General features: G+C 45.9%; 8 protein-coding genes and 9 tRNA genes. 1 reads left to right on the forward strand and 16 read right to left on the reverse strand.

The genetic code is table 11. The annotated features are described in order from the left end of the window. Positions 1 to 126 precede the first annotated feature (126 nt). The 14 genes from MD535_RS17375 to pncC all read right to left on the reverse strand — a co-directional run bounded on the left by MD535_RS17375 (position 127) and on the right by pncC (position 7701). A tRNA-Arg gene (locus tag MD535_RS17375) sits at positions 127 to 203 on the reverse strand. Between the two features lie 38 nt (positions 204 to 241). Then, a tRNA-Arg gene (locus MD535_RS17380) sits at positions 242 to 318 on the reverse strand. 62 nt (positions 319 to 380) lie between these two features. Then, positions 381 to 457, reverse strand: a tRNA-Arg gene (locus tag MD535_RS17385). A gap of 40 nt (positions 458 to 497) precedes the next feature. Then, positions 498 to 574: transfer RNA gene (locus tag MD535_RS17390), tRNA-Arg, on the reverse strand. A 63-nt stretch (positions 575 to 637) separates the two neighbouring features. Continuing rightward, a tRNA-Arg gene (locus tag MD535_RS17395) sits at positions 638 to 714 on the reverse strand. 39 nt (positions 715 to 753) lie between these two features. Next, positions 754 to 830: transfer RNA gene (locus MD535_RS17400), tRNA-Arg, on the reverse strand. A 65-nt stretch (positions 831 to 895) separates the two neighbouring features. Further along, positions 896 to 988, reverse strand: a tRNA-Ser gene (locus MD535_RS17405). A gap of 35 nt (positions 989 to 1023) precedes the next feature. Next, a tRNA-Arg gene (locus MD535_RS17410) sits at positions 1024 to 1100 on the reverse strand. A gap of 51 nt (positions 1101 to 1151) precedes the next feature. After that, a tRNA-Ser gene (locus tag MD535_RS17415) sits at positions 1152 to 1244 on the reverse strand. 210 nt (positions 1245 to 1454) lie between these two features. After that, a complete protein-coding gene (gene csrA / locus MD535_RS17420) occupies positions 1455 to 1652 on the reverse strand; it encodes a carbon storage regulator CsrA (RefSeq protein ID WP_009847619.1) in 198 nt (65 codons plus the stop codon). A 92-nt stretch (positions 1653 to 1744) separates the two neighbouring features. Then, entirely contained in the window at positions 1745 to 2932 is a 1188-nt protein-coding gene (locus MD535_RS17425) for an aspartate kinase (protein ID WP_265676317.1), read from the reverse strand. A gap of 255 nt (positions 2933 to 3187) precedes the next feature. After that, on the reverse strand, positions 3188 to 5773 hold the full coding sequence (gene alaS, locus MD535_RS17430) for an alanine--tRNA ligase (protein WP_265676318.1): 2586 nt from the start codon (positions 5771 to 5773) through the stop codon (positions 3188 to 3190). A 238-nt stretch (positions 5774 to 6011) separates the two neighbouring features. Next, positions 6012 to 7052 carry a recombinase RecA gene (gene recA, locus MD535_RS17435; RefSeq protein ID WP_250615860.1) on the reverse strand — a complete coding sequence of 347 codons (1041 nt, stop codon included), beginning with the start codon at positions 7050 to 7052 and terminating at the stop codon, positions 6012 to 6014. A 148-nt stretch (positions 7053 to 7200) separates the two neighbouring features. Continuing rightward, positions 7201 to 7701 carry a nicotinamide-nucleotide amidase gene (gene pncC, locus MD535_RS17440; protein ID WP_265676319.1) on the reverse strand — a complete coding sequence of 167 codons (501 nt, stop codon included), beginning with the start codon at positions 7699 to 7701 and terminating at the stop codon, positions 7201 to 7203. A 122-nt stretch (positions 7702 to 7823) separates the two neighbouring features. Here pncC and mutS point away from each other — a divergent pair, with 122 nt between their 5' ends. Next, complete coding sequence (mutS, locus tag MD535_RS17445) at positions 7824 to 10382, forward strand: DNA mismatch repair protein MutS (protein ID WP_265676320.1); 2559 nt, start codon at positions 7824 to 7826, stop codon at positions 10380 to 10382. A gap of 87 nt (positions 10383 to 10469) precedes the next feature. Here mutS and MD535_RS17450 read toward each other — a convergent pair whose 3' ends face one another. Beyond that, positions 10470 to 11273 (reverse strand): glycosyl hydrolase 2 galactose-binding domain-containing protein, encoded by an 804-nt coding sequence (locus MD535_RS17450; protein ID WP_265676321.1) that lies wholly within the window; start codon positions 11271 to 11273, stop codon positions 10470 to 10472. A gap of 127 nt (positions 11274 to 11400) precedes the next feature. Next, a complete protein-coding gene (gene rraB, locus MD535_RS17455) occupies positions 11401 to 11817 on the reverse strand; it encodes a ribonuclease E inhibitor RraB (RefSeq protein ID WP_250615864.1) in 417 nt (138 codons plus the stop codon). Positions 11818 to 12170: the final 353 nt, after the last annotated feature.

A 12170-nucleotide genomic window follows, 5' to 3' on the forward strand; every position in this document is an offset into this window, starting at 1 on the left:
AACTGAGACACGCTTAAAATTACAAGTAACTTTCTTTTAAAAAACAGCCATTTGTAATAATAAGGTTAGTGATATGATAATTTTTTGTTAATAAAAAACCCCGCCAAAGGCAGGGTTTTAAATAAGTGGCGCGTCCTGGAGGATTCGAACCTCCGACCGCCTGGTTCGTAGCCAGGTACTCTATCCAGCTGAGCTAAGGACGCACAGATGCTTAATATTACTATCAAACACTTCCAAATTGTGGCGCGCTCTGGAGGATTCGAACCTCCGACCGCCTGGTTCGTAGCCAGGTACTCTATCCAGCTGAGCTAAGAGCGCACAAAGTTTTAATATCGTATTCTTTTTAAGAAAACCATATCAGGATCTAAGACCCTAAAAGGTGGCGCGTCCTGGAGGATTCGAACCTCCGACCGCCTGGTTCGTAGCCAGGTACTCTATCCAGCTGAGCTAAGGACGCACGGGATGTTTAATATTGCTATTAAACATTTTCCAAATTGTGGCGCGCTCTGGAGGATTCGAACCTCCGACCGCCTGGTTCGTAGCCAGGTACTCTATCCAGCTGAGCTAAGAGCGCACAAAGTTTTGATGTCGTATTCTTTTTCAAGAGAGCGGCATCAGGATCTAAGACCCTAAAAAGTGGCGCGTCCTGGAGGATTCGAACCTCCGACCGCCTGGTTCGTAGCCAGGTACTCTATCCAGCTGAGCTAAGGACGCACAGTATGCTCGATATTACTATCAAACATTTTCAAATTGTGGCGCGCTCTGGAGGATTCGAACCTCCGACCGCCTGGTTCGTAGCCAGGTACTCTATCCAGCTGAGCTAAGAGCGCGCAGAATGTGAAGCATATCACATTAAATTGTCTTGAGAACAAAAAAATTGACTCAAGGTCAATAATGGCGGTGAGGGAGGGATTCGAACCCTCGATACGGCTATAAACCGTATACTCCCTTAGCAGGGGAGCGCCTTCAGCCTCTCGGCCACCTCACCGTCTTGTATTGCTAATCTTCCTTTGCAAGGGGAAGTGGCGCGCTCTGGAGGATTCGAACCTCCGACCGCCTGGTTCGTAGCCAGGTACTCTATCCAGCTGAGCTAAGAGCGCATCATTTACTTCGTTTTATGAATTGCTTCATAAAATTAAGCAGTGCAAGAATGGCGGTGAGGGAGGGATTCGAACCCTCGATACGGCTATAAACCGTATACTCCCTTAGCAGGGGAGCGCCTTCAGCCTCTCGGCCACCTCACCGTCTTGCGGAGGCACATATTACGATTTACCAAAAATAAGTCAAACACTTTCTTGGCAAAAATTGCAAAAAACAGCTTAACCGTTGGCAAATTAATCAAAGTGCCACATAAGCACATTTTCACTGTTTAAAATTCGCACTAAGTCTAAGACATAATGGCAAATTGTAGATAATAAAAAGGCCAGCAAAATGCTAGCCCTCTTTAAAAGAAATTAGTAGTTGCCTGGTGCAACATTACCATTTCCCTTTTCTGCTTGAATGCGCATGTAAATTTCTTCACGGTGCACTGATACTTCTTTAGGAGCATTAACACCAATGCGAACCTGGTTACCCTTTACACCCAATACAGTAACAGTGACTTCGTCACCAATCATTAATGTTTCACCAACACGGCGAGTCAAAATCAGCATTCTTTGCTCCTTGAGTAATCTCTAATTATCTTGCTACGAAACACATTATCCAACATAAGTTATATTTTCGTAAACTATCTTCTAACAACTATTTACCCCAAATAGGCCAATTTCTCTTCTCTTGAAACGGTGTCATTGGAAATAATGTAGTTATCATGCAGTACGTTAGCCGCTTTGTCGATAGCCTCGGAGGCTATAACGAAAGTAAATGAGTGTTTATCTTCACAAAAGTGTAGAACAGATATTTCCGCCAAGTTGAGAAGTTGTTGAGATTGTGAGGTAAAGGGTGGCGAGATATCTCCCACAACGGTTACCAGCCCTACTGGACTTTTTTCTGTCGCAACCTCGGATAACATGGCCACAACTCTGTGTATGGCATCAGGCTGAGCAATTAGGGTGTAATCAGCATCATCGGTAATCTGACAATCAATCTCGATACCACACAACTTAATTTGCTGGTCAATACGCTGCTTTTGGTGCGCTGGTATCGATATTGCGAGCAAATGCTTTTTCAATGCGATACCAGACATACCTGGTGTGGGGTTCCATCCCTTAACCAACGTGCCAGATCCTGATTCAAAGCTTGAGAGTACACGTAGAGGAACATCATTTTTCCCGGCATGCGTTACGCAAGGTAGGTGCAGTACTTTTGCCCCTTTTTTCGACATAACTTCCATAGTGGTAAAGTCAATTTTATCTAAACACTTCGCATTCACCACAACACGTGGGTCAGCGGTATAAACACCCGCTACATCAGTATAGATTTGGCACTCATCAGCCAACAGCGCGGCCGCTAGTGTTACTGCGGTCGTGTCCGAGCCCCCCCTTCCCAGAGTAGTAATATCGCCAAGGGCATTAACCCCTTGAAAACCTGCAACAATAACAATGATTTCATCGTCTAGGTAGCGCTGTATTACTTGCGTGTTTATTTCGCTAATCGTGGCGTGGTTATGCTGATTATTTGTCTGGATCTGAGCTTGCTGCCCTGTCAACGAGACAGAATGATGCCCTAATTTACTCAAGGCCATGGCTAACAGTGCCATGGACACTTGCTCCCCCGTAGAGAGCAGGACATCGAGCTCACGAGCATTCGGTACACTATCAATTTGTTTTGCCAACTCAACTAAGCGATTTGTCTCACCTGACATCGCAGATACCACGACTACAAGTCGATTACCCGCCAATTTAGCTTGAATCACTTGCTTTGCAACGCTTTGAATTCGCTCAATAGAGCCAACCGAAGTCCCACCAAATTTTTGTACGATTAGCGGTTTGTTCACCAGTTTTCACCTTCCCAGACAGCAGTAATGTGCCTTTGACTCATTGGGATCTACACCATTTGCCAGCTGAACCAGTCCTTCGTTAGCAGCAGCCAACACACTCGAAGCATGGTAAAGCTCTAGCGTGGTCATAGAACCATAAAATTATAACGCATTAGTTTGCATTGCCATTGACTGCGCTTATCAAAGGCACCTTAAAGCAACAATGCCCAATCAATAGCTATTGATTGGGCATTGTATTACGAGCTTAAATCGTTACAAGCGTTCTTCTAACCAAACGCGTACCGACAGAAGCGCTTCTGGCAGTGCCTCAACATCTGTGCCTCCAGCTTGGGCCATATCTGGACGGCCACCGCCTTTACCACCAATCTGTTCCGCTACCATCTTAACGAGATCACCCGCTTTGACTTTACCGATAAGATCTTTTGTCACACCAGCAATAAGACCGACTTTTCCATCCGCTACGTTGGCAATCAAAATAACGCCGCTACCCACTTGGTTCTTAGCATTATCGACCATAGTACGTAAGTTTTTATTGTCAGCACCTTCAATCGCTGCGACCAATACTTTTGTCCCTGCGATGTCTTCAACTTTACCCATGATATTGGCACTTTCTGCCGCCGCCATCTTGTCTTTCAGTTGTTGAATTTCTTTTTCAAGCGACTTCGACTTTTGAGCCGACTCTGCGAGTTTGGCTTCTAGTGCATGCTGTTGAGCTTCCACAGCATCAAGTGCTGTTTCACCCGTTACCGCTTCAATACGACGGATCCCGGCAGCAATACCACCTTCTGACGTGATCTTAAACAGACCAATATCACCCGTATTGTGTGCGTGAATACCGCCACACAATTCCGTTGAGAAGTCACCCATTGAAAGTACGCGAACTTCTTCGTCATATTTCTCGCCAAAGAGCGCCATCGCGCCTTTTTTCTTCGCCGATTCAATGTCCATAACTTGAGTTTCAATGCTATGGTTAATTCGAACTTGCGCGTTAACAAGTCGTTCAACTTCTTTAATTTCTGCTTTTGTCATGGCTTCTAAATGAGAGAAGTCAAAACGCAAGCTGTCGGCTTTAACTAAAGAGCCTTTCTGTGCAACATGCTCACCTAATACTTGACGCAATGCAGCGTGCAATAAGTGGGTCGCCGAGTGATTCAACGTAATCGCAGCACGACGCTCAGCATCAACGATGGCATCCACATCATCATGTTTAGCAAGCACACCTTCAATCAGCTCGCCATGGTGCGCAATCGCATTACCTAGCTTTTGAGTATCTTCAACTTTGAAGCGTCCTGCCGATGTTTTCAATACACCAGCATCACCACACTGACCACCAGACTCAGCGTAGAAAGGCGTTTCTTCAAGAATCACAATCGCTTTATCGCCCGCAGAGAGTGCGTCGACTTCTTTGCCTTCAACAAATAGTGCTGCAACCGTGCTAGCCCCTTGCGTCGCGCTATAACCACAGAACTCGGTGTTTGTGTCAACTTTGATCGTCGCATTGTAATCAGTACCAAATTGACCCGCTTCGCGAGCACGTTGGCGCTGTGCTTCCATTGCTTTTTCAAAGCCTGCTTCATCAATAGTAAACTCGCGTTCACGAGCCACATCATTGGTTAAGTCAGCAGGGAAGCCGTAAGTATCGTAAAGCTTAAACACGGTTTCGCCATCAAGGATTTTCTCGTCGCCAAGTGCGTCTAGGGCATCATTTAGGATGACCATGCCACGCTCAAGTGTACGGCTAAAGTTTTCCTCTTCGATACGTAGTACTTTTTCAACCAGCGCCTGCTGCTTCTTCAGTTCTTCGCCAGCTGTGCCCATGATCGTAGCCAGAGTGCCAACAAGCTTATAGAAGAACGCACCTTGTGCCCCCAGCTTGTTACCGTGACGTACAGCGCGACGAATAATACGACGTAATACGTAACCACGACCTTCATTTGAAGGCATCACACCATCAACGATCAGGAATGAACATGAACGAATGTGGTCTGCAATAACACGTAACGACTGGTTAGATAGGTCTTCATAACCAATCGTCTCTGCCGCGTCTTTGATTAGTGTTTGGAAAACATCGATTTCATAGTTGGAGTGCACCCCTTGCATGATGGCAGAGATACGCTCAATACCCATGCCCGTATCTACTGACGGCTTAGGTAATGGCTCCATCGTACCGTCAGCGTGACGGTTGAACTGCATAAAGACGTTGTTCCAGATCTCGATAAAGCGGTCACCATCTTCTTCAGGCGTACCAGGGCGTCCACCCCAAATGTGCTCACCGTGATCATAGAATATTTCCGTACAAGGACCACATGGACCCGTATCACCCATCTGCCAGAAATTATCTGACTCGTAGGCTTTACCACCTTTTTTGTCACCAATACGGATAATACGGTCAGCAGGAATACCAACTTTTTTATTCCAAATCTCAAACGCTTCGTCATCTGTCTCGTAGATTGTGACTAATAGGCGCTCTTGTGGAAGTTTCAATGCTTCTGTCAGGAATTCCCAAGCAAAGCCAATCGCATCTTCTTTGAAGTAATCACCAAAGCTGAAGTTACCCAGCATTTCGAAGAAAGTATGGTGACGAGCAGTAAAGCCAACGTTTTCAAGATCGTTGTGTTTACCACCAGCACGGACACAACGCTGCGACGTCGTCGCACGCGTATAGCTGCGTTTTTCTGAACCTAGGAAGCAGTCTTTGAACTGGTTCATCCCGGCGTTAGTGAAAAGCAACGTTGGATCATTGTGAGGAACCAATGATGAACTTTCTACGATTTGGTGCCCTTTGCTCTCAAAGAACTTAAGGAACGCGTTGCGAACCTCATCTGTGCTCATGTACATGCAGCTTTTCCTGAAATAATTCGAGTTAGATTTTGGGGACATATTGTAACCCCATGAATAAGCATTCGCCTAGTCTTCTCATAAAAAAGGACAGAAACAAAGCGATTTCATCGGTCATGTTAGGCAAGAAAAGTGATGTCTGCTACACAGACTTTACCGATAGAAATAATAAAGCCCCGCATTAGCGAGGCTTTATTCAATTTCAATCTATTTTAGGACGAGACAAGCTCAGTCAGCGTTAGAATTCTTCTTCTGCTGGAGCTTCACCTTTTTCAGGCTCTTCTGGTAGCGCAGGGGTAAGCAACATTTCACGAAGTTTTGTATCAATCGCTAGTGCAGCCTCAGGGTTTTCACGAAGATATTTACCTGCGTTTGCTTTACCTTGACCAATTTTATCGCCATTGTAGCTGTACCATGCACCGGCTTTTTCAACGAGCTTGTGCTTCACGCCTAAGTCAATCAGCTCACCTTCACGGTTAAAACCTTTGCCATACAAAATTTGCGTTTCTGCTTGCTTAAATGGCGCAGCAATTTTGTTCTTAACGACCTTGATACGTGTTTCGTTACCAACAATCTCATCGCCTTCTTTGATAGAACCTGTGCGACGGATATCAAGACGAACGGAAGCATAAAACTTAAGTGCGTTACCACCCGTGGTTGTCTCTGGGTTACCAAACATCACACCAATCTTCATACGAATTTGGTTGATGAAAATACACATACAGTTAGACTGCTTAAGGTTACCTGTTAGCTTACGCATTGCTTGAGATAACATACGAGCTTGCAGACCCATGTGGCTATCGCCCATTTCGCCTTCAATTTCAGCTTTTGGCGTTAGTGCTGCAACCGAGTCGACAACCATGACATCAATCGCACCAGAACGCGCTAATGCATCACAAATTTCAAGCGCTTGCTCACCCGTATCTGGCTGAGAAACCAACAGTGCATCGATATCTACACCTAGCTTTTTAGCATAAATCGGGTCGAGTGCGTGTTCTGCATCGATGAAAGCACAAGTTTTACCAACACGTTGCGCTGCCGCAATCAGTTCGAGTGTTAACGTGGTTTTACCTGATGATTCTGGACCGTAAACTTCAACGATACGTCCCATTGGCAGACCACCCGCTCCCAACGCGATATCAAGAGAAAGTGAACCCGTTGAGATAGTTTCAACATCCATCGTACGGTTGTCACCAAGGCGCATGATAGAACCTTTACCAAATTGTTTTTCAATTTGACCTAGTGCTGCTGCTAATGCCTTTTGTTTATTCTCGTCCATTACTTTCTCCACAAGTATCCGCTAGGGATAACACGCTATGCGCAATTCTTAAAATAAGTGAGCGGTTAGTATTAAAAGTGACCGCGATATGGTTTTATTATACTGTTGATTCATACAGTGTCTATAGCTGTATGAAAATTTTATTGGTTTATTTAAAAGGGCGCCCTTCTAGAACCGAATGATACAAGATGAGCAAAGCATGCAACACCGCTTGTTGTCTGACTTGCGCACGATCTCCACGAAAACAACACGTCTCCGTCAAGCTCCACCCTGAAGAGGATGCCCAAGCAAAACATACCGTCCCTACCGGTTTATCTTCTGTCCCGCCGCCAGGTCCTGCAATTCCACTAATTGCAACACTCAACGTCCCATTAGAAAACTGCAACGCGCCTCTCGCCATTTCAGTCACAACCGCTTCACTCACCGCCCCTTCTTGATGCAGCGTTTCTGACGATACTTGCAGCATCTCAAATTTAGCTTCATTGCTATAAGTCACAAAGGCGCGGTCAAACCACGCCGAGCTCCCTGCTATATCAGTAATCGCCGTCGCGACCCCACCACCAGTGCAGGACTCCGCGGTGACCAGCCGCTGATTTTTATCAAGGAGCAGCTCTCCAAGGGTTGCGCTTAATTCTTGAATATTGTGCATAAATTCCATCCTTCAACGCCGTTAACACAGCACGGTCGTACAGTTACTAACAATGTCTCTTTCCGCTCAGGGCGGTTTCACGTATCCTAACAACACTCCAAACTAGCAGCAAAGATGTCACAGTGAAATCGGAACAAAAACACACGCCAATGATGCAGCAATACCTGAAGCTAAAAGCTGAAAACCCAGAGATATTGCTTTTTTATCGCATGGGAGATTTCTACGAGTTATTTTATGACGACGCAAAAAAAGCGTCTCATCTACTCGATATTTCTCTAACCAAACGCGGCGCCTCTGCTGGCGAGCCAATTCCAATGGCGGGTGTTCCCTTTCATGCCGTAGAAGGTTATCTCGCAAAGTTAGTACAGTTAGGCGAATCTGTCGCTATCTGTGAGCAAGTGGGCGATCCCGCGACGAGCAAAGGCCCGGTAGAACGCCGAGTCGTTAGAATCGTAACACCAGGCACGGTGACTGACGAAGCGTTACTCTCTGAGCGACTCGACAATCTCATTGCCGCAATTTATCACCACAATGGTAAATTTGGCTATGCGACTTTAGACATCACCTCTGGTCGATTCCAACTTTGTGAGCCAGAAACCGAAGAAGCGATGTTGGCAGAGCTGCAAAGAACCGCGCCTAAAGAGCTGCTCTTTCCAGAAGATTTTGAGCCCGTTGATATTATGGCGAGCCGCAACGGTAACCGTCGCCGACCTGTTTGGGAATTTGAAATAGAGACAGCCAGACAACAGCTCAACCAACAGTTCGGTACCAAAGACCTGGTTGGTTTTGGCGTTGAACAATGCCTGCTTGGGCTATCCGCAGCAGGGTGTTTGATTCAATACGTCAAAGATACTCAACGAACCGCACTGCCTCATATCCGCGCATTAACACTTGTCAGCCAAGATCAATCCGTGATCTTGGATGCGGCGACGCGACGCAACCTTGAGCTCACACAGAATCTATCTGGCGGTTACGACAATACTCTTGCTGAAGTGCTTGATCATACAGCAACAGCCATGGGCAGTCGTATGCTTAAGCGTTGGATTCATCAGCCAATGCGTTGTCAAAAAACACTCAACTATCGTCTCGATGCTATCTCAGAGCTAAAAGAAGACACGCTATTTTCTGAACTTGCTCCAGTCCTTAAACAGATTGGCGATATCGAACGTATATTGGCGCGCCTTGCACTGCGTTCTGCTCGACCTAGAGACATGGCTCGCCTACGTAGTGCCATGCAACAACTGCCTGATCTTGCCCTCAGTTTAGAATCGGTGTCACACCCATATTTACAACAGCTCGCTCAGTTTGCAGCACCCATGAACGACGCCTGTGAATTGTTAGAACGTGCCATTAAAGAAAACCCACCGGTTGTGATTCGCGACGGTGGGGTTATTGCTGATGGCTATCATGCTGAGCTTGATGAATGGCGTGAGCTTGCCAATGGCGCAACGGCTTACTTAGATAAACTGGAACTCGATGAGCGCGAACGTCACGGTATCGACACCTTAAAAGTGGGCTATAACAACGTCCATGGTTTTTTTATTCAGGTGAGTCGTGGTCAGAGCCACCTTGTGCCCGCCCATTACGTACGCCGCCAAACGCTAAAAAATGCCGAGCGCTACATTATTCCAGAGCTTAAAGAACACGAAGACAAGGTTTTAAGCTCGAAATCTAAAGCACTTGCGATTGAAAAGCAGCTCTGGGAATCGTTGTTTGATCTTCTGCTCCCTCAGCTTGAGCAATTCCAAAACTTGGCATCAGCACTGTCTCAACTCGATGTACTGCAAAATTTAGCCGAGCGCGCAGAAAGCCTAGACTATTGCCGTCCGACCATCAGCGACAAAGTAGGATTAAGTATTCAAGCAGGTCGTCACCCTGTGGTCGAGCAAGTGATGAACGACCCGTTTATTGCCAACCCAATTTCACTGAGTGCGCAACGACAAATGTTGATCATTACCGGACCCAACATGGGGGGTAAGTCGACCTATATGCGTCAAACGGCACTGATCGCCCTACTGGCTCACATTGGATCTTACGTCCCGGCGGAGAGCGCTGAAATTGGGTCGATTGATCGTATCTTTACTCGTATCGGCGCTTCTGATGACTTAGCATCAGGTCGCTCAACCTTTATGGTGGAGATGACAGAAACCGCAAATATTTTGCACAACGCCACTCCAAATAGCTTGGTGTTAATGGACGAAATAGGCCGTGGTACTAGCACCTATGACGGTTTGTCCCTTGCCTGGGCAAGCGCTGAGTGGTTGGCTGCAAAAATTGGCGCGATGACCTTATTCGCCACTCACTATTTTGAACTCACTGAGTTGCCCAACCAGTTACCTCATCTTGCTAACGTGCATTTAGACGCGGTTGAACATGGCGATTCCATTGCCTTCATGCATGCCGTTCAAGAGGGGGCGGCAAGCAAGTCCTATGGACTCGCGGTTGCTGGACTTGCCGGTGTGCCAAAAGCAGTCATCAAAAATGCGCGTCAAAAACTTAGCCAGCTAGAGCAACTCGCACAGAAACCCACTCCTTCCTCTTCTCGAGTGGACGTGGCGAACCAACTTAGTCTGATCCCGGAACCAAGTGAAGTCGAAGAGGCATTAGCGGGGATTGATCCCGATGACCTCACTCCGCGCCAAGCACTTGAAGCCCTTTATCGCCTTAAGCATATGTTGTAGATCTCGCCATAACCGCTAGTTACACATGTTAAAAAGCGACCATTAGGTCGCTTTTTAACATTAAGTTGTACGTGCTTATAAACAAGATCAAAGTGGGCAATGCGTCGCACAAAGGGAGCGATTTAACACTACATCCAACGTCTGCTCTTGCCCATCGAGCTCGACATATAATGGATATACATCATCACTATTCGGCTGCTTAGGATCCGTATATCGCGGCGCTTCCACTTGAAACAACGCAGACACTTGCTGCTTTCTTACGTCAATGGGCAATGAGTAAGTCATGCCGTTAAACTTTACTGACGCCGACAATAAACCTGAACGATACGTTTTGTAGTAAAGATCCACCTTAAACTCACAACCACCACCATGGTGCCAAATTTGCTCCATAGCCACGTATTCTAAGCGAACATGAGGAATAAATTGCAAGTAAGGTAAATGCCAAATGCCCATTCTTGGGTCATTTTCAGGCGACATCACTCCTAATGAACATTGAGGCGTTGCAGCCTCTTCATCGACGAGTAAATCCTCTTCATCATACTCAAGGAACAGCACTTCAATGCGATTACGTCCAAGCTGTAGATGGGGTCGCACTTCTTTACGGTATGTCACTTCACTGCCGTCGCAATCCATAACAGCAACACCGTTAACTCTTACTTCCGCAAAGTAATCAATACCAGAGAAAACAAGATCGACAGCTGGGTGCGATAATTCATGCTCAGTCAGCTCAAAATCATGCATCAGATGCCATTCTTGCTCAGCAATCGTTGCTTCAGACAAGGTTTCTGGGAGGATTTGACTCAGGGCACCGGGAAATTGCAGATCCCCTTGAGGAATAGAAAGATCGGTCAGCGGGGAAAGCTGCCAATAACCTGAAATGTTTACTTTCATTGTAATAATGAGACCTACGCCGTATTTTGCGCAGTATAGTCAAATTGTTGCTAGAAAGATACCGTTGTTAAAAGCATGAACAAGAGACAAAAAAGGCCAGCAATGCTGGCCTTTCAATCAATGACGCTTACTCTTCGTCGGCATCATCTTCTTCGGTGTACAAGGCGTCTTCGCCTTCATAGTACGTACCCCAACCATCGTAGATGATGTCGTACTTTTCAGCGAGGTTCACAAGCTTTTCAACCTGAGCATCTATTTGCTCAGCGTTTAGCGCTGATTCCATCGTCGCATCACAACAAAGTAGCTTATTGCCATCTTCGTCTTCTGTTTCTTCAGCTTCAAGGACTTCAAAGCCCAACTTGAATGCTTCGACCACCGCTTTTTCTAAACGCTCAAAATCTTCAGCGAAAAAATGATGCTCGATCTCATAAAGAGAGTCTGGATCACTACCATCTTCAATTAATGCTTGAATGATATCGCGAGTTTCTTCCTTTTGAATTTCGATCAATTCTTCAACGGTTAGATACTCATCTTGTTGAGACATAAAAGTGCTCCAGCTAAATTAGGTTATCGGACGAATAATACGGTATGTCGCTATAAATCGAAAGATCGAAGCGAGATGTTTCGCAACAAATTTTCACTATTGTTGATTTTTTTAGATCGATCGAGATCACAGATACATAAATTTAACATTTCACTGTTACATTACGAGTCATGGCTATTTATGTCACAGTACGTCATTTTAGCATCATCATCACCAAAGAAAAATTATGACTTCATTTTGCATATCATCTCGCCGCACCTCAGAGCGCTCATGTTGGTTTTAATCACTGTGCAAAGGAAAAACCATACCATTTTGTGTATTTATGCACTGATAATCGATGGATAGTAATGCCT

It is taken from the genome of Vibrio qingdaonensis (genome assembly GCF_026191675.1).
GTDB lineage: Bacteria > Pseudomonadota > Gammaproteobacteria > Enterobacterales > Vibrionaceae > Vibrio > Vibrio qingdaonensis.